Annotated in this window: 15 protein-coding genes and 1 pseudogene; 4 read left to right on the top strand and 12 right to left on the bottom strand. The window is 30.3% G+C overall.

What is annotated here, in order from left to right:
- Positions 1 to 4: 4 nt before the first annotated feature.
- The 3 genes from guaA to nadB all read right to left on the bottom strand — a co-directional run bounded on the left by guaA (position 5) and on the right by nadB (position 4,385).
- A complete protein-coding gene (guaA, locus tag LNAT_RS04445) occupies positions 5 to 1,540 on the bottom strand; it encodes a glutamine-hydrolyzing GMP synthase (RefSeq protein WP_096258717.1) in 1,536 nt (511 codons plus the stop codon).
- A gap of 120 nt (positions 1,541 to 1,660) precedes the next feature.
- The gene (gene nhaD, locus LNAT_RS04440; protein ID WP_096258716.1) at positions 1,661 to 2,965 is read right to left on the bottom strand and encodes a sodium:proton antiporter NhaD; all 1,305 of its coding nucleotides are present in this window, start codon (positions 2,963 to 2,965) and stop codon (positions 1,661 to 1,663) included.
- A 1-nt stretch (position 2,966) separates the two neighbouring features.
- A complete protein-coding gene (gene nadB, locus LNAT_RS04435) occupies positions 2,967 to 4,385 on the bottom strand; it encodes an L-aspartate oxidase (RefSeq protein ID WP_096258714.1) in 1,419 nt (472 codons plus the stop codon).
- Positions 4,386 to 4,522: 137 nt separating this feature from the next.
- Between nadB and LNAT_RS04430 the strand changes: the two genes are divergently transcribed.
- Positions 4,523 to 4,951 (top strand): DciA family protein, encoded by a 429-nt coding sequence (locus tag LNAT_RS04430; protein ID WP_143471328.1) that lies wholly within the window; start codon positions 4,523 to 4,525, stop codon positions 4,949 to 4,951.
- Here LNAT_RS04430 and LNAT_RS04425 read toward each other — a convergent pair.
- From LNAT_RS04425 to LNAT_RS04405, 5 genes are read right to left on the bottom strand one after another with little or no spacing between them, the layout of a single operon-like run.
- Positions 4,928 to 5,317, bottom strand: a complete 390-nt coding sequence (locus LNAT_RS04425) for an amino acid-binding protein (RefSeq protein WP_096258711.1) — start codon at positions 5,315 to 5,317, stop codon at positions 4,928 to 4,930. The genes LNAT_RS04430 and LNAT_RS04425 overlap by 24 nt on opposite strands.
- A 1-nt stretch (position 5,318) precedes the next feature.
- A complete protein-coding gene (locus LNAT_RS04420) occupies positions 5,319 to 6,614 on the bottom strand; it encodes a phenylacetate--CoA ligase family protein (protein ID WP_172413498.1) in 1,296 nt (431 codons plus the stop codon).
- Complete coding sequence (locus tag LNAT_RS04415; protein ID WP_096258709.1) at positions 6,611 to 7,018, bottom strand: PaaI family thioesterase; 408 nt, start codon at positions 7,016 to 7,018, stop codon at positions 6,611 to 6,613. The genes LNAT_RS04420 and LNAT_RS04415 overlap by 4 nt, the downstream gene beginning before the upstream one ends.
- Entirely contained in the window at positions 7,005 to 7,529 is a 525-nt protein-coding gene (locus LNAT_RS04410) for a 2-oxoacid:acceptor oxidoreductase family protein (protein WP_096258708.1), read from the bottom strand. Before LNAT_RS04410 ends, LNAT_RS04415 begins: the two co-directional genes overlap by 14 nt.
- On the bottom strand, positions 7,526 to 9,328 hold the full coding sequence (locus LNAT_RS04405; RefSeq protein ID WP_096258707.1) for a thiamine pyrophosphate-dependent enzyme: 1,803 nt from the start codon (positions 9,326 to 9,328) through the stop codon (positions 7,526 to 7,528). Before LNAT_RS04405 ends, LNAT_RS04410 begins: the two co-directional genes overlap by 4 nt.
- A gap of 95 nt (positions 9,329 to 9,423) precedes the next feature.
- Here LNAT_RS04405 and LNAT_RS08740 point away from each other — a divergent pair, with 95 nt between their 5' ends.
- On the top strand, positions 9,424 to 9,597 hold the full coding sequence (locus tag LNAT_RS08740) for a symporter small accessory protein (RefSeq protein WP_172413497.1): 174 nt from the start codon (positions 9,424 to 9,426) through the stop codon (positions 9,595 to 9,597).
- Positions 9,594 to 11,240, top strand: a pseudogene (locus LNAT_RS09010) (sodium:solute symporter family protein). The gene LNAT_RS08740 and the pseudogene LNAT_RS09010 overlap by 4 nt, the downstream one beginning before the upstream one ends.
- On the opposite strand, the gene LNAT_RS04395 reads toward LNAT_RS09010, so the two are convergent.
- A complete protein-coding gene (locus LNAT_RS04395) occupies positions 11,230 to 12,369 on the bottom strand; it encodes a cation:proton antiporter (protein WP_172413496.1) in 1,140 nt (379 codons plus the stop codon). The pseudogene LNAT_RS09010 and the gene LNAT_RS04395 overlap by 11 nt on opposite strands.
- A gap of 41 nt (positions 12,370 to 12,410) precedes the next feature.
- Here LNAT_RS04395 and uvrC point away from each other — a divergent pair, with 41 nt between their 5' ends.
- Positions 12,411 to 14,225 (top strand): excinuclease ABC subunit UvrC, encoded by a 1,815-nt coding sequence (gene uvrC, locus LNAT_RS04390; protein WP_096258705.1) that lies wholly within the window; start codon positions 12,411 to 12,413, stop codon positions 14,223 to 14,225.
- On the opposite strand, the gene LNAT_RS04385 is transcribed toward uvrC, so the two are convergent.
- From LNAT_RS04385 to LNAT_RS04375, 3 genes are read right to left on the bottom strand one after another with little or no spacing between them, the layout of a single operon-like run.
- Complete coding sequence (locus LNAT_RS04385) at positions 14,197 to 16,509, bottom strand: EAL domain-containing protein (protein ID WP_096258703.1); 2,313 nt, start codon at positions 16,507 to 16,509, stop codon at positions 14,197 to 14,199. The two genes, uvrC and LNAT_RS04385, sit on opposite strands and share 29 nt — an antisense overlap.
- Complete coding sequence (locus tag LNAT_RS04380; RefSeq protein ID WP_096258701.1) at positions 16,499 to 16,993, bottom strand: hypothetical protein; 495 nt, start codon at positions 16,991 to 16,993, stop codon at positions 16,499 to 16,501. The genes LNAT_RS04385 and LNAT_RS04380 overlap by 11 nt, the downstream gene beginning before the upstream one ends.
- A complete protein-coding gene (locus tag LNAT_RS04375) occupies positions 16,993 to 18,993 on the bottom strand; it encodes a TonB-dependent receptor plug domain-containing protein (protein ID WP_096258700.1) in 2,001 nt (666 codons plus the stop codon). Before LNAT_RS04375 ends, LNAT_RS04380 begins: the two co-directional genes overlap by 1 nt.
- Positions 18,994 to 19,030 lie beyond the last annotated feature (37 nt).

Raw genomic sequence — 19,030 nt, 5'->3', positions numbered from 1 at the left:
AATATTATTCCCATTCAATAGTCGCAGGAGGTTTACTTGAAATATCATAAACCACCCTGTTAATTCCATTAACTTCATTAATTATCCTGGTTGCAACTTTTTCTAAAAATTCATGAGGCAGATGAGAAAAAGTTGCTGTCATACCGTCAGTTGAGCTAACACATCTGATTGCCACTGCATTATCATATGTTCTGTTATCTCCCATAACTCCGACACTTCTTACATTAAGCAACACTGCAAACGCCTGCCAAACTTTGTTATAAAGTCCCCAGGCTTTAAGCTCCTGTATTAAAATATAATCTGCTTCTCTGAGGATTTCTAAATCTTTTTCATTTACTTCACCCATAATCCTAATAGCAAGACCGGGTCCAGGAAACGGATGACGGTAAACCAAATCTTCTGGAAGTCCAAGTTCAAGTCCAAGCTTTCTTACTTCATCTTTAAAAAGCTCTCTTAAAGGTTCAATTAATTCAAATTTCATCCACTCAGGAAGACCCCCTACATTATGATGGGATTTAATAGTTTTTGAAGGCCCTTTTACAGAAACTGATTCAATTACATCAGGATAAAGAGTCCCCTGTGCTAAATATTTAGCGTCTTTATGTTTTTTTGCCTCCTCTTCAAATACTTCAATAAAAGTGTGTCCTATTATTTTTCTTTTTTCTTCCGGATCAGTTACACCTTTTAAACGACTGAGAAATTTATCTCTTGCATCCACTGTAATTAAAGGAACATGTAAAACATTTTTAAAAGCATGTTCTACTTCTTCTCTTTCATTTTTTCTGAGAAGTCCCGTATCTACAAATATAGGAATTAACTGATCACCTATTGCTTCGTGAAGCAATGCCGCTGTTACAGAACTGTCAACTCCGCCGCTTAGGGCACAGATTACTTTGTCATTTCCGACTTGCTCTTTTATTTTTTTAATTTGTTCTTTTGCAAAATGCGCCATATCCCATTTACTAGTAACACCACAAACTTCTCTTGCAAAATTTCTTAAAATTTTACTTCCTTCAACTGAATGGGCAACTTCTGGGTGAAACTGGATTGCGTATATTTCTTTTTCTTCATTTACAATAGCAGCATACGGTGCATTTGAAGTATGGGCTATTCTTTTAAATCCATTAGGCAGCTTTTCAACCCTGTCTGAATGACTCATCCAAACAATTGTGGGATTGCTTACATCTTTAAAAATTTTATGCGGTTCATCTATAAAAAGTTCCGCTTTTCCGTATTCATGATGGTCAGCTCTTACAACTTCACCGCCAAAATCAACGGTTATTAACTGCATCCCGTAACAAATTCCTAAAATCGGAAGACCCAATTCATATATTTTTTTATCAACTCTATATGCATCTTTATCATAAACACTTGCAGGTCCTCCACTAAAAATAATCCCTTTTGGTTTTTTTTGGGTTGCTGCTTTTAATCCGTCATAATATGGGACTATTTCACTGTAAACCCCCTCTTCTCTGAGTCTTCTTGCAATTAACTGTGTATACTGGCTCCCAAAATCAAGTATTAATATTTCAACCTGCATTCAAGTCCTTTTTATTGAAATTGTAGCAAAACAATGAAGAATGGACAATGGATAATGGAGAATGGAATAATTTTTATTTTAACTTTTTAATTTTCCATTATCCATTTTCAATTTTACATTTTAATAAAGCCCCAACATTTCAAACTGCACATACCAAATAGCACAGCTTAATACATATCCGGCTAATACCGCCCATCCGTATTTCATATGGGAATTAAATGTATATATCCCTCTCATTCTACCCATTACACCAACTCCGGCAGCACTACCAAAACTAATTAAACTTCCACCGATACCGGCAGTTAATGTAACAAGCATCCATTGATCCGGTCCCATTTGGGGATCTGCTTTTAAAATAGCCGCCATTACAGGCACATTGTCAATAATTGCACTTACAAATCCAACACCAATATTTGCAACAGTATCTCCCACAATATCATAAAGATTAACAACATACACAAGCCATCCTAAAAATGACAAAGCTCCAACAGCACTTAAAATACCAAAGAAGAAAAGAAGCGTATCATTTTCAACTTTTGCCATATTTATAAATACGTTAAATTGCTCTTTATGTTTTCTTTTATGATAATAAGCATAAAGCTGTAACAGTGACAAACCAAACATCATTCCCCACATTGCAGGATAATGCATCACAATATGTCCAAACACGGCTATAAAAATAGTGAAAAACCCTAAGAATATAACAACTTTTCCGCCTTTTTTAATTTCCCCTTTCGGAGTGGTAAGCACATCAAAATGAGGCTCACCTTTTGGTACAAATAAACCTAAAAGCCATGCAGTTAAAAACCATCCTAAAAATGAAGCGGGAAACAGAGCCAAAAAGTCTATAATTTCACCTTTCCCTGCAGTCCAGGCCATAAGAGTTGTAATATCACCAAACGGCGACCATGCACCACCGGCATTCGCAGCTACAACAATATTAATTGCACCGGGTACCAAAAAATTGGTACGAGTTTTATCTATGGTATATAAAACAGTCGAAAGAATAAGGGCTGTCGTTAAATTATCAGCAACAGGGCTTATCCAAAAAGCAAGACTTCCTGTTATCCAAAAAAGTTTTTTATAACTGTAACCCCGTGAAATAAGCCTGTATCTTAAGGCATCAAACACACCCCTCTCAATCAGACTTTCAATATATGTCATTGCAACAAACAAGAAAAAGAAAATCTCTGCTATTTCTTCTATAAGTTCTTTTAACTGATGATGAAGAGGAGATATGTCTAAACTATTAACATAATAGTAAACACCAATTAGCATAAAAGAAAATGTACCTATAAACAAAGCCGGTTTGGCTTTATTCATATCCCATTTTTCCTCTGTGGCAATTAAAATATAACCGAGAACAAAAATAATTAAAACTCCCCAACCAACCCACGTATGTGTTAAATCTAAAGTATGTTCCATATCAATCCTTTCTGTAATGTGCTCCAAGTGATTCTTTTCTTTCCAAAGCAGCTTTAATTATTTCTCTGGCAGTTAAAAACCTCATCCTGGTAAGTCTGCCGACCTTTCCTATATTTTCCTCAACAAAGCTTAAAGCTTCTTCCAACCCTCTCTTATTTCTAATTATACCAACATTATTCCACATAATTTCTCTAAGTTTATTCTTAAAAATTTTATCATCTTTTTTGATTAATTCTTCATTGTTTATATCGAATATTTTATTATCTGTCTTAAATTTATTTTTTAAAATATCCCTTGCGGCTTTTCTTCCAAACACAAAACACTCAAGTGTGGAATTACTTGCAAGTCTGTTTGCCCCATGAACTCCTGTATTAGCCACTTCTCCGGCTGCATAAAGATTTTTAAAATTTTTAACTCTAGCATTTACATCAACGACAATTCCACCCATAAAATAATGAAATGCAGGGGAAATTGGTATTTTTTCATAAGGAACATTTATATCATAATCTCTTAGTTTATTGTAAATGGTCGGAAAACGGTTTTTAAAATATTCTTCGTCAAACATACTTACATCTAAAAAAACTTTGTGTCCTTTTTGCTGATGCATAAATATTGCCCTGCTTACAATATCCCTGCTTGCCAGTTCACCCCTTTCATCATATTCAAATAAAAATCTTTCATTATTTTCATCTACAACATGTGCGCCCTCACCCCTTAAAGCCTCGGTAAGCAGTAATTTTTGTGAAAACTTACTTTCTATAAAAACAGTCGGATGAAACTGGGTAAACTCCATATCATTTACTTCAACCCCTTTTTCTATTGCAATTCCCTGAATATCCCCTGAAATTGTCCTGGCATTTGTGTCATATTTATAAAGTGCCCCTATACCGCCGCTTGCCAATATTACATTATTAGCATAAATATTATATTTTTTATTTTCTTTTAAAACACTGACACCGTAACAAACATTGTCTTCAATCAATAAATCAAAAACCACTGCATTATCAAGCAGATAACTTTTATCTTTTTTTATCAAAAATTTATGAATCTCCCTTCCGGTGGCATCACCTCCGGCATGATAAACCCTGGGAACTGAATGTGCGGCTTCTCTTGTAACGCCTTCAAATTTAAATCCGTAATTTTTCAAGTCCTCTTTTAGTTTAAGTGATGATTTTGAGAGTATCTCAACCATTTTCCTGTTATTATGAAAACTTCCGGCTTTAATTGTATCTTCAATATGTAGAGGAACATCATTTTTATCAAGAGCCATAGTTACACCGCCCTGGGCATAAAAGCTGTTAGCATCCCAAACCTCTTTTTTTGTAATAATCAAAGTGGACAATTTAGAATTGTCATTTATATATTTTGCAGCCCAAAGTCCTGCAATTCCACTACCAATTATAATAACATCAAATTTCATTTTATCTCCATTGTGTTATTTATTTCTATAATTTTAAGATCACTACTATTTATTTCCTCAGTAATATTTTTTTCATTTCCAGGCCATACAGGGTCCGCCTTATAACCACATCCCAAAAAAATGGATATAATTATAATATGAAAACAGCACAAGAGATACTTAATCATATATTAAATCCTTATAACAATAAATTACAAGAGAAACGTTGTTTAAAAAAAATTATAGCACTAATGCCCCGTAAATACAATAAATATATTACATCATGTCTTTTAAAAGGCGACATTTTGTATATAAACGTATCACATCCAGCTTTGAGGCAGGAAATTTTTTATAATAAAAACATTATTTTTTCAATTATAAAATCATTCCACAGTGCAAATCAGTGTTTAAATATAAATCCCAAAAAAATTGTTACAATGTATAAATATAAAAAAATTCCAAAACCTCCAAAAGAAACTAAATTTTTTTTAAAAGAAGCCGGAGATTTTGAAATAAAAGCAAAAAAAAAGGATTTAAAGAAAAAATTCGAAGAAATTAAAAATTTAATAAACTCTAAATCCTTTTAACAGATTTTTAGCTCTATTCAAATCAGACACTTTAAATGCAAAAGCTCCTTTTTTATCTGAATTTACTGTATAACAGTAATTTATATCTATATCGTTTTCACTCAGTACGGAAACAATTTTATTAAACGCTCCAATTTCATCATCAACTTCAACAACCAATATGTCACTGAGCGTCAATGAAAAACCGTTTTTTTCTATTGCTTCACATGCTTTTGCAATATCTTCAGTCAACATCCTCAAAATTCCAAATTCACTTGATTCTACCAGTGTTATTGCTTTAATATTTACACCTTCTTTTGCCAAAGATTGAGTTATTTCTTTTAATCTTCCTTTTTTTCTTTCCAAAAATACAGAAATCTGTTTCATTTTATTTCCTTTTATCCACTATTCTTTTAGCTTTTCCCATACTTCTTTCTATACTTTTTGGTTCTACCAGATGAACAACTGCGTTTATATATAAGTTGTTTAATAATGCGTTTTGTAGTTCTTTTTTTATTTTTTCAAGTTTTGCAACATCATCAAACATAATGTTATCATCAACCTCAACCATAATTTCAAGTTTGTCAAGATATCCTTTTTTATCTACGACTATCTGATAATTAAGACTGACTCCCTCTGTATTTGCAATTACATGTTCTACCTGAGACGGGAATACATTTACTCCGTTTACTATAAGCATATCATCTGCCCTACCCCTTACACTCTCCATTCTTACAAATGTTCTACCGCATGCACAAGGAACTCTCAGCAATCTTGTAATATCCCCAGTTCTGTATCTGATAATAGGAAGCGCCTGTTTTGTAAGGGTTGTTAAAACAAGTTCCCCTTCTTCCCCTTCAGGCAACACTTCTCCTGTTTTTGGGTCTATAATTTCTGGATAAAAATGGTCTTCATTTATATGAAGTCCCTCACCTTTATTACAACTGCAGCTTACTCCCGGTCCTATAATTTCACTAAGCCCATATACTTCATAATATTCTATATCCCATGCTCTTGCAACTTCTTCCCTTAGTCCCTTACTTGTAGGTTCCGCTCCAAAAAATCCAGCTCTAAGTTTATAATTTTTTCTAAATTCAGGACCTTCTTTTTTTGCTTCTTCTGCAAGATGCAGAGCAAAACTAGGAGTTGCACATAGAATTGTAGCTCCAAAATCTCTCATTAGCATTAACTGTCTTTGAGTAAACCCACCGCTTGCAGGTACGATTGCAGCACCTAATTTCTGGGCAGCTTCGTGAAATCCAAGTCCACCTGTAAAAAGTCCGTATCCATAAGCATTATGAACTATATCTTTACTTGTTACATCAGCCATATAATAACATCTAATCATTACTTCATTCCACACTTCCATATCATGTGCTGTATATCCTACAACCGTAGGCTTTCCTGTAGTCCCAGAAGATGAATGGATTCTTACAACTTCGCTCATAGGCACTGTAAAAAGCCCAAACGGATAATTATCCCTCAAATCCTGTTTTTTAGTAAACGGCAGCTTTTTTATATCATCAAGTGATTTAATATCATCAGGAGTTATATTTAATTCATCAAATTTTTTTCTGTAAAACGGACTTAAATGATAAACCCTGTTTACAACTTCTTTTAATCTTTTAAGCTGTACTTTTTCAATTTCTTCCCTGCTTGCACTTTCTATTTTATTGTAAATCATTCCATCTCCTTTAAATCTTTTTTGGTTTTATAAACTGTGCCTTTAAAAAACGCAACCACTTTATTTTTATCGGTAATTTTAACCTCATATGTCCCAAGTCTGTTGGATTCGCCTATAAGCTTTGCCTCAGCTATCAGTTCATCACCCTCTTTTGCCGCATTTATAAAAGATATACTTGTATCAATAGCCAAAGCTATTTTTCCAAAAGAGTTACTTGCAACTGCAAAAGAAAAATCAGCTAAAGTAAAAATGGCCCCTCCGTGACAAACACCAGCAAGGTTTAAATGAAATTTTGTAACTTTCATTTTTGCTTTGGCATATCCGTATTTCACATCAATCAGCTCAATTCCTATATTTTTTCCAAATTCGGCATTTTCACTGAAAAAAAGTTTAATTTCTTTCATAATTTAAAGCTTTTTCCAAAATTTCAAAATTAGATTTAGCAAATTTAGGATTTATCTCTTTTATCGCCTCTTTTATCTCTTCTACACTGAAAGGAAAATTTTTAACATTTTTTAAAACAGTCCCCAGCATAAACACATTAAGCCCCTTGGCATCAAAAAGTCCATCTTCTGCCAGTTGGTTTGCATCTACAATATATTCGTTTGCTTCAAGTTTTGGAAAATCAGATGCATTTACAACCAAATCACCACCCTTTTTTAGATAAGGTAAATTTAAAATTGCCTCGTCCCGGTCAAGCCCTATCAATAAATCGGCCTGCCCGTAATCAATCAAAGGATTGTAAAAATTTCCTATTTTAATGTGTGAGCTTACACTTCCTCCTCTTTGACTCATTCCATGATTTTCAGTGCCCAAAAATTTATAACCTTTTTTAGCTGCACAAATACTTAACACCTTAACTAAAAAAACAACCCCCTGTCCTCCAAAACCGGCAATTAAAATCTGATATTTCATTTATCTCTCCTTATAAACGCATCTGTCGGACAAATTCCGCTGATGCAAACTCCGCATCCAACACACAAAAGAGGGTCTATTTCAATTTTCCCCTTTTCATTATAAGCCATTGGAGGACATACAAACTGTGTTGTACATACATCACATGCCACACATTTTTCCTCATCTACAGTCGCAAAAACACCTTTTAAATTCTCTTTTGCCCTTTCTTTATCAAGTACGCAAAACTGTCTGCTGATTACCACCAACGGCACTTCGACTTCTTCATATCTTTTCTTAACCTCTTTAAAAAACTCTATTGTTTTTTTAATGTCAGGCTCATAACAATATTCCATCACCTCAGCCCCGCATCCTTCAACCACTTTTTTTAAATCAACTTCCCCCGGTGCAGCTCTTTCTGGTGTTGCCTGACGTCCTGTCATCGCAACGGTTGAGTTATCCAAAATTACCAGAATAAATTTTGCCTTTTGATAAACGGCATTAATAAGTGGCGCCACACCTGAATGGAAAAATGTTGAATCCCCGATTGTTGCAATTACCGTTTTTTTATTATCCGCTATACTGAAACCGTGAGCCATTGAAACACTAGCCCCCATACATAAAACTGTATCAATGGCTTGTTGATTAATTCCAAGTGTATAACATCCAATATCTGAAGGATAAATCGATTTTTTAGGTCTAAACACTTTTTTTATTGCAAAAAATATATCCCTGTGAGGACATCCAGAGCATAAGTTTGGTTTTCTAGAAATTACTTCAAAATTATTTTCAAATGCAGGTTTATAAATATTTTCCCCCTTATAAAATCCTACATTTTTTAATGCTTTTAGCACTCTTTCTTTTGTCATTTCATCGATTGTATGCACATCGCCGCTCATTTTTCCATATACATTTTCACTTCTCAACTCTTCTTCAATTACCGGATAAGTCTCTTCAATAATAAGTACTTTTTCATAATGTTTAATTAAACTTTTAAGCTCATCTAAAGGCAGAGGATAAGGCATATCAATTTTTAAGACATCAATATCAAGGCCCAGCTCATCAAGTGTTTCTTTTACATATCCAAAGGCCGCCCCGCTTGAGATGATTAAATTTTTTGTACCTTTTAATTTTTCAATTTCAGGTTTTATAAAATTTTCATAACTGTATTTTGCAATTTCTTTTAATTTTTTTTCCCTTTCATACGCCTGTCCAAGCCTTCCGGCCCTTGGAACTGCAGCCCATCTTGGAATATCCCTTTTGAAACTTCCTTTTTTTTCTTCAAAATTAAAATCTTTCACTTCAACTATCTCCCTTGAATGTGATACCCTCATTACACTTCTTAGCATCACGGGTATTCCAAATTTTTGAGATAATTCACTAGCTTTTATTGCAAATTCATAAGCCTCAGCCGGAGTTGCCGGATCAAGTACCGGAATTCTTGCAAATCTAGCAAATTCGCGGCTATCCTGTTCTGTCTGGGAAGAATGAAAACCAGGGTCATCTGCAACTATTAAAACAAATCCCCCCTTATTTCCAATAAAACTTGCACTCATAAGGGCATCACTTGCCACATTAAGTCCAACCTGTTTCATTGTAACAGCAGTATTTAATCCTGCAATTGCTCCTGCATATGCAACTTCAAAACCGACTTTTTCATTTGTGGCCCACTTGGCATATACCGGCAAATTTTTAGAAATTTTTTCAAAAGTGGTTAAAATCTCACTCGAGGGAGTTCCAGGATATCCGCTAATCATTTGGGTATTAGCATGAAGTAATCCATACGCTATAGCCTCATTACCCATTAATGTCTGTTTCATTTTTACCCTTTGAAATTAATTTTATTTATAATAATATCAAAAAAGTTTAAACATCAATTAAAAATATATTAAAATTTAATTAAAAAAGGTTAAATATGAACAGTTTTGATTTAGGGGTCAGTTTAGCTTTTTGGCTAACAATATTAAGTACCTTGCTCTGTGTGGTTTATGGAATTATTAACTGGAACAGAGGTGATGAGGAAAGTAATGAAATTCTCTTAAAAAAATGGGCTGAGGAAGAAAAAGAAATTAATGAGGAGTTACTATGAGCTTTTGGGAAATAGCATTAATTATACTTTACCTGTTTATTTTGGCATATCTGGGCTGGATGGGATATTCAAAAACAAAAACTTCAACAGACTATCTTTTAGCCGGGCGAGAGGCACATCCTTTTGTAATGTCTCTAAGTTATGGTGCCACTTTTATTTCAACTGCGGCGATTGTAGGATTTGGAGGAGTTGCGGCATGGCTTGGAAATTCACTTTTATGGCTAACATTTTTAAATATTTTTGTGGGTATTTTTATTGCATTTGTTTTTATTGGAGACCCGACCAGAAAAATGGGCTTAAGACTTGATGCACATACATTTCCCGAATTTTTAGGAAAAAGATATGATTCAAAATTCATTCAGATTTTTGCCGCACTTATCATTCTCTTTTTTATGCCTTTGTATGCTACGGCCGTTTTAATTGGGGGCGTTCAGTTTATAAGTGTTTATTTTCATGTAAATTATCATATAGCCCTTTTAATTTTTTCATTAATAATAACCGCATATGTTCTGGCAGGCGGCCTTAAAGGTGTAATGTATACAGATGCCCTGCAGGGAAGCATTATGTTTGTTGCAATGATAGTTTTAATAGGAATGGTTTTTTATTCTCTTGGCGGAATAAATGAAGCTTTTTCTAAACTTGATAAGGTCTGGCAATTAACAGTCATTAACAAGTTATAGGGTATAAGTTTAAAAGAATTGATTCCGGGAAGCGGTGATTTTATGATGAAACTTTCACAAATCTGGGGATTTAAAGGATGGAATAAAATGCCTGAATTTTTATCCCCGGGTTGGCTTTTCGTAATTACCACCATCACATTGGGAGTTGGAATTGGAGTTCTTGCACAGCCTCAGCTGGTTGTGAGATTTATGACTGTAAAAAGCAAAAAAGAATTAAACAGAGCCGTATTAATAGGGGGAATTTTCATTTTGGCAATGACAGGTGTTATTTTTGTAGTCGGCAGTTTAAGCAATGCATGGTATTTTGAAAATTACGGAGGAAAAAACTCACTTGAGGCAGCAGGTGCAATAGGCAAAGTAATTCCGCATTTTATCAATACGGCAATGCCTCACTGGTTTGGCTTTATTTTCCTTTTTGCTTTAATTTCAGCAGCAATGTCAACCTTATCAAGTCAGTTTCATACAATGGGTACTGCAGTAGGAAAAGACATATTTGAAACTTTTGGTGCTGATAAAAACAAAACTACATACTGGACAAAAATAGGAATTGTAATTGTTATTTTATTTTCAGTGTTTTTAGCTTATAAATTTCAAAAGGCGCCTGCAATTATCGCTAGAAGCACCGCAATATTTTTTGCCCTCTGCGCATCAGTTTTTTTACCGGCCTTTATTTTCGGACTTTTTTCAAAAAGGGTTACAAAACCTGCGGCAATTGCAAGTATGCTAATCGGGTTTTTTGTATCACTGTTTTGGCTTCTGTTTTGTCATTTTAAAGAGGCAAAAGCATTGGGTGTGGCAAAAGCCCTTTTTGGGGTAAATTCAATTTTGGGCCACAGTAAATGGGCTTTTGTGGATGCCATGGTGATAGCCCTGCCTTTATCAACTTTAACATTAATAATTGTAAGTATACTTACAAAGCCAGATCCAAACACAATAAAAAAAGCATTTGGACCTAGAGGATAAAATCTTCCAATTCCTCTTCCGTTATTTCACTTGGCATTCTTTTCATTAAAATTGAAGCAATTAATGATGTTGAAATAATGATTAAAAGCAAAGAAACATATGTATTAATATCTATAACTTTAAATTCAAGCCCGAAAACACTTGCAACTATTCCAAAAGTCAGCCTCATATTAAAAAATAGGCCTGCAATTTTATAAACTGTTTTTTTAAAAAAAGGTTTTGTAGCAATTACAGTTGCAATATATTTTGTACCAAATGCAATACTTCCAAGAATTATACTTAAAAGTATAATTTTCATATTTATGACATCAAGTTTAATTGAATAACCGGCCTTAAAGAAAAAAAACGGGGCGACAAAACCGAAAATAACGGCCCTTAATTTTTTTTCAAGCAATTCATTTTCCCTTAAAAATTCTGAAAAAAATATACCCAGGGCAAATGCCAAAACCGCTTCATTTATATGAATTTCCTTTGATAAAAAACCGATGGCTATAAGTATTGCAATGATAAACCTTACCGGAAATTCGATATGATTTTCTTTATACCTTGAAAAAAGTTTTTCTCCAAATTTAGGCAGAATAAACATAATTATTAGTAAAACCAGTAAAAATAAAATATTTTCCAAATTAATTCCCTCAAACAGAAAACTAAGTGAAAACATACTTACAATATCCACAACCATTGCCCCGGCCAAAAGAGTCTGACCGGAACTTAAATGCAGCATATTTTTGTCTTTAAGTAAAGGATATACCAAAGCTAAAGATGTGGTTGATAATGCAATACTGATAAGAAGTGATGCTTTAAGTGAATATAAAAAAATAAATTTTGTTACCACAAATACCGAAACAAACGGAATCAAAAATGAAGAAAGTCCGATAAACAGGGCTTTTAAAAAATTTTTTCTAAGAAGTTCCACATCACTCTCAAGCCCTGCAAAAAACATAAGACCAAGTAATCCGATATTTGCCAAAAATTCTGCCCATTTCAAATCGCTCATATGAAAAAAATTTGCAGCTATTGTGCCTGCAATAATTTCAAAAATAGCAGGGGAAAAACTGATCTCAAGCGCTAAAATAGCGGCAATTATTATAAGCCCGACAACAATTAAACTTTCTATTTCTAACTTCATATTAACCTTTTTTAAGTATAATTTTAACAAAAAGGAGAACATTGCAAGAGATTATAAAAAAACTTCCAGATAGTCCCGGCGTTTATCAGTATTTTGATGAAAACGGAAAACTTTTATATATAGGAAAAGCAAAAAGTCTCAGAAAAAGGGTAAAAAGCTATTTCAGATTCAATCCATTCAGACCTGCCGACAATCTCTCTCCCAGAATTTATAAAATGATAACTGAAGCCAAAAAACTTAACTATATAGTAGTTGAAAGTGAAAACGATGCTTTAATACTTGAAAATTCACTAATCAAACAATTAAAACCAAAATATAACATACTGTTAAGAGATGACAAAACATATCCTTATATTTACATAGATTTAGACGAAGCTTTTCCAAGACCTGAAATAACAAGAAAAGTAATTAAAGGTAAAAACATAAAATATTTCGGACCATTCAGCAGCGGTGCCTCTGCCATATTAAAAACTATTTATGAAGAAATTCCGCTAGTCCAGTCTAAAACCTGCCTGAAAGGTAAAAAAGCATGTCTTTATCATCAGATAGGAAAATGTTTAGCCCCCTGCGTTGGGAAAATCACCCCAAAAGAATATAAAAAATATATAGATGAAGCAATAGAACTTATTTTAAACAAAGAAAAAATTTTAAATATCCTTTATAAAAAAATGAAAAAATTTGCCGAAAATCTTCAGTTTGAAGAAGCGGCCAAAATAAGGGATAGAATAAAATCCATAGAAAGTGCGGAAATTTATTCAAATGTGGATTTGGCAAAACTGGAAGATTTGGATATTTTTGTAGTTGAGAGTTTCAGGAACAAAGGAATCGTAATAAGGATATTTGTAAGAGCCGGAAAAGTGGTTTCAAGCACTCATAATATTATAAAATCACAAACGCAAATAGATAAAGACGAAACTTATAAAAGAGCAATTTTAGAATTTTATAACACTGAAACTCCTTTTACCTCATCAAAAATTTTAGTAGGTGAAGATTTTGAAGAGAGAAAGGAAGTAGCTGATTTTCTCAGTGAAAAATTTAATAAAAAAATTTCAATTATTACCCCTACCACAAAAGAGAGGAAAAATTTAATAAATCTTGCCAAAATAAACGCAAACGAAATTATGAAAAATCAAAAAGAAGAAAATATACTTCTTGAAATTAAAAAACTCTTTAATCTTCAAAACATTCCATACAAAATAGAAGTTTTTGACACATCCCATATGCAAGGAGAGGCAACGGTAGGCGCTATGATCGTATGGGAGGGTAAATTTAAAAAAGATGAATACCGTCATTACCACTTGGAGGGAAAAGATGAATATTCCCAAATGAGAGAGTTATTAACAAGACGGGCAAAAAGTTTTGAAAAAACTTCTCCGCCTGAACTTTGGCTGATTGACGGAGGACCTGCTCAAATAAATATAGCAAAAGAGATAATAGATTCAACTGGAGCCAATGTAGATATTTTGGGAATTGCAAAAGAAAAAATAGATGCAAAAGCCCACAGGGCAAAAGGCGGAGCAAAAGATAAGATTTATTTTCATTGGAGAATGGAGAATGGAGAATGGGAAATTAAAAAAATGGAACTAAGCGTTAATGATAAAAGACTTATGTTTTTACAAAAATTAAGAGATGAAGCCCATCGTTTTGCAATAGAATTTCACAGAAAGACAAAAAGAAAAAAAGACACCGAGATTGAACTATTAAAAATTAAAGGAATAGGAAAAGCCAAAATGACAAAACTTTTAAATTATTTTGGAAGTTTTGAAAATATCAAAAAAGCTGGTTTAGAAGAATTAGAAAAAGTATTAAATAAAAAAGATGCTTCAACTATATATAATTTTTATAATCAAAACTAATTATATATTTTTTCAACTCTTCTTCTGAAACCGGTTTTGAAAAATAATATCCCTGAATTATTGAAACTCCCAAATCTGACAAAAGATTAAGAATATTTTCATTTTCGACACCTTCGGCAACATTTATTTTATTTAAAATTTTACTTATTTCCACTATCATTTTAGTAATTGTTAAATCGTCTTTATCCTCTAACAGATCTTTTACAAATGTTTGATCTATTTTTAAAACATCAAAAGGAATTTTTTTAAGGTAATTTAATGATGAGTATCCTGTTCCAAAATCATCAAGGGCTATTTTTATTCCCATAGATTTTATTTCATTTAACATTTTTATGGTATGGTATACATTCTGCATACAAAGTGTTTCTGTAATTTCTATCTGTAATTTTTCAGGATTTATTTTATATTGATTAATTAAATACTTAAGCTGTTCTATAAAATTATTTTCATTGAATTTATTAGCAGAAATATTTATCGCTAAAGTTAAATTATTTAAATAATTATCATTTTGCCATTTCTTTAATGTTTTAATACCTTTTTCTAAAACATAATCATCAATCAAACTTACTAAATTCGCCTTTTCTGCTATATCTATAAAATAATTTGGAGTTAAAAATCCCCTTTGTGGATGCTGCCATCTTATTAATGCCTCAACACCGCTTACTTTTTTTGAATTTATATCGATTTTTGGCTGAAAATATAAAATAAGTTCATGATCTTTTTTTAATGCGTTTTTTAATTCATCTACTAACAAATAATATTTTTTTATCTCTTTTTTTAATTCTTCATTAATAAAAATGTATCTGTTTTTCCCCTGCTTTTTAGATTCATACATTGCAATATCCGCAAATTTAAGTAAATCTTCTGTATCATCAGCATCATCTGGGAATATTGAAATACCCGCACTGAATGTAGTTTCCAATTTGTGATTTAATATATAAATTGGTGTTTGAAGTCCATTTTTTATTTTTTTCATAATTTCTTCAACATCACTTTTATTTTTAATATTATTTAAAACCAAAATAAATTCATCTCCGCCGATTCTTGAAATAAGATCACTCCTCCTAATGGAATTTTGTAATTTTTTAGAAACTTCAACTAAAAGCGAATCCCCTATATCATGACCGAATGTATCGTTAATAAATTTAAAATTATCTAAATCAATAAAAACGAGTGCAAGTTTTTTGTTGTTTCTTTTTGTAATATTAAGTAATAATTCCAATTGTTCTTTTAAATACATTCTGTTGATTAACCCTGTTAAAGGATCGTGATATGCCAAATATTTTATTTGTTCTTGTTTCTTTATTTCATCTGTTATATCAATGAAAACACCAATAACATTTTTTTTATTTTGTTTTAAATTTGTTTTTCCTTGTACTCTAAAATAAAATTCTTTATTTTCTACCTTTAATAATATTTCAAATTCATTATTTTCTTTACAAGCTTTTTTAACTTCATGAAAGAATCTTTCTTTATTATTTAATGAATTTAAAAATTCATCAAAATTTTTAAATCCTAATTTCTTTTTCATATGAAAATTTTGTGCTAAAAATTCATCATTTTCGCAGTTATATTCCCAAGTAAACATTTTAGCTATTTTTTGAGCAGTTTCTAACTGTTTCTTAAAAAGAAATAATTTTTTAATAAGTGTTTTTTGATGTAAATAAAAATTATTAATTTGATTTAATAAATGATTTATAGATTTTGTAATATTTTTAATCTCATAATAATTGTCCAATAATTCTATTTGTTTTATTTTTCTATAATTTATTTTTTCTATTTTTTGGGCTAGTCTGTTTAAATTCGACAACTTATTTCTTAAAAAGATATAAACAACAAAAAATAAAACTAAAACAAAAATTAAATAAATGGTTACTTTTTGAAAATATTTGTTTGAAAATTTTTTTAACAATCCACTGTCATTATATCCAATTTCAATTTCCCCTAATTTTTCATTACTGTAATATAACGGCAGTTTTATTATTTTTAAATTTTTTTTCAGTCCTTTTTCATACGTAAAAGTACTTGTTTTTATTTTTATATATTTTATATTCTCATCCAATTTTTTTAATTCTTCCTTAGTCAAACCGTTAAATCCATATTTAATCAGAGGAGCTATAATACTACTTTTTGCTTTCAAATATTCTTCAATTTTAGCTTTTTGTATATCTTCTAAAGATTTAAAAATAACTTTAAAATCAATAAAAACGTAACTTATAAAAACAATTAATAAAGTTATTGAGAAAAAATTTATAATATTTAATAAAGAAAATTTATTTTTCATAAATTTTTCCTACCTTCAATAATATTGGATTAAATTTCACCTCAGCCTTATTTAATAATTTTGGATTTATATACGGATATATTTTAGGGCCAATATATATACTAAACATTGCATTTTCTATTCTGTTTGGAAAAACTGTAAAAATTACCTTTTTATTAATCAATAACAATTTTAAATCCTTATTATTTATCTTTTTTGTAGTAAAAATATATGCATCATATTTTAAATTTATTTTATTTATTAAATCAACTTTAATTTTTTTATCATTTATTAATTTTTTTAATTTTTTACCTATTTTTTTTGTATTTTTATTTATTAAAATTGCTACTTTTATATTATCTTTTTTTTCATTTTCATTAACTAAATATAAAATTTTAGGATAAAGTTTTGCTTCTATTAACAGTACTTCATTATCAATATTATTTTCAAAATTGCTGTTTGCATATAAAAAAATAAAAATAAAAAATAAAAATACTTTTTTCATTACCATTTCTTTATAAAATTAAAATAAATTTTTCTTCCAAGTTCCGGTATCACAGTATTTTCTTGTGAAAAAGCATATCTTCCATATATTGAATCGTTTGGGAGAGAATAATCAAAATTTTTATGATTAGTAATATTGTCAACACCTATTTTAAAAATAAATTTATTTTTATTAAAAGAAATATTAGCATTTATTGTAAAAAGATCATTCACATAATCATAATAAATTTTTTTTATTTTACTTCCATAAAAGCTAGAAACAAAAAAATCAAAATTTTTATTAATTTTATAATTAAGAAATGTATTAAAAATATTTTTTCTTATACCCAAACACTTAAATTCATCTATACCTGGTATAACCATATTAGAAAACAATGCCTTATTATTATTATATGAATAAGATAAGCCAAACAACCCTTTTTTAAATAATTTTTTATAATTTATTTCAAATCCCCTAATCAAAAGATTCCCTAAATTTTTATAAATTTCTTTCCCTTTAGTTTGAGAAAAAGCCCTATCAATATAATCATATTCTTTTCCGAAATAAAAAGCAAATTTAAATTTATTGTTTTTATTTAATTTTTGGTCGTAAATAAATTCAGCCATTTTTATTTTTTCTGGATTTAAATCTGTATTTCCGTTAAAACTGACTATGCTTTTACTATACAATTCTACCCATGAAGGTGCCCTGAATGCTGTATTAAAAAGCAGTTTAAATGTTGTTAGGTCATTTAAATTGTAAACGCCACCAATTTTATAAGAAAAGTTACTTCCAAAATGATTATAATGAGAATACCTACCTCCGTAAATTAATGAAAATTTATCATTTAAAAAATATAAATCCTCAATTCCAAATTCATAAATTTTTCTTTTAATATTTTTTTTTAAAACAAAATTGTTTCCATAAATTTCATTAATGTAATAATTATAAGGTCTTGCATATTTAATACTAAACAAAAAATTTGTTATATGACTTTCATTTATAAAAGTCAGTGTATTGTTTAAATAAATTTCATACTCATGTAACACTGCACCAAATATAATATCATTATCAGGATTATTATCTATAGTTTCATTGAAATCATAAGGAAACAGTCTATATTCACCATCCCATTTATAATTTTTAATACCGATATTTACACTGTTTTTCCAAAAATCGTTTAAATATACTGAATAATTATAATTTAAATACTGATAAATTGTTATTACATATTTATCATCTTTTATGGGCGGTAAATTCACTATTCCAAAATAGTTGCCTTTTCTAGAGTAATTTATTCTGTACTGTAATGTAGAATTTTCTTTTTTATATTCAATTCCAAGTCCTAAATTTTTTTCATTTTCATTAGGAGAATTTTCCCTATACAAAACAGTATTATATGTATTAATTTCAGTTAAAAATGTTTTTACTGGTTGAATATGCGGATCGGAATAAAAACAATATGCATCCAATGTTAAATTATTTAATTTTTGAAATACAGAAAACAAAGTTTGATTTTTATTATTTTGATAAAAAGTAAATTGATTATCATTCAAATTGTCTAAAGTAATTATATTAATAACTCCTAAAAATGCATTGTCTCCATATGTTACAGCATCAGGAGTTAATGTTATTTCCACTCTTTTAATTAATGAGGTAGGAAAATCGTAATAATAAAACTGATTAGAATAAAGATTGTTTGTTACACTTATTCCGTTTATTAAAAATTTTATTTTATCTCTGTAAATTGATTTATTTCCTCTAACAATCAGTTCTTTTTTGCCAGAACTGCTTATGGAAGTTTGAATACCTGGAATATATTTTAATAATTCAAACAATGTTTCAGCACCGGTTTTTTGAATAAAATCTCTTTTTAACACTGTTACATTTGACGGTGTCTTATCAATATTTAATTTTGTCTGAAAAGCAATTTCATTAACCTCATTTAAAGTTTTTAATAAATTTTCATCATGTGCATAAAGATTTATTAAAATAAAAAATATAAGATATAATTTTTTCATAAAATCCTCTTTAAAACAGTATTTAATGTTTATAAAA

Origin of the sequence: Lebetimonas natsushimae, from assembly GCF_002335445.1 — a bacterium.
GTDB lineage: Bacteria > Campylobacterota > Campylobacteria > Campylobacterales > Nautiliaceae > Lebetimonas > Lebetimonas natsushimae.
Note: the sequence above shows the minus strand (reverse complement) of the source record. Positions and strands in the feature narration are given on the sequence as shown.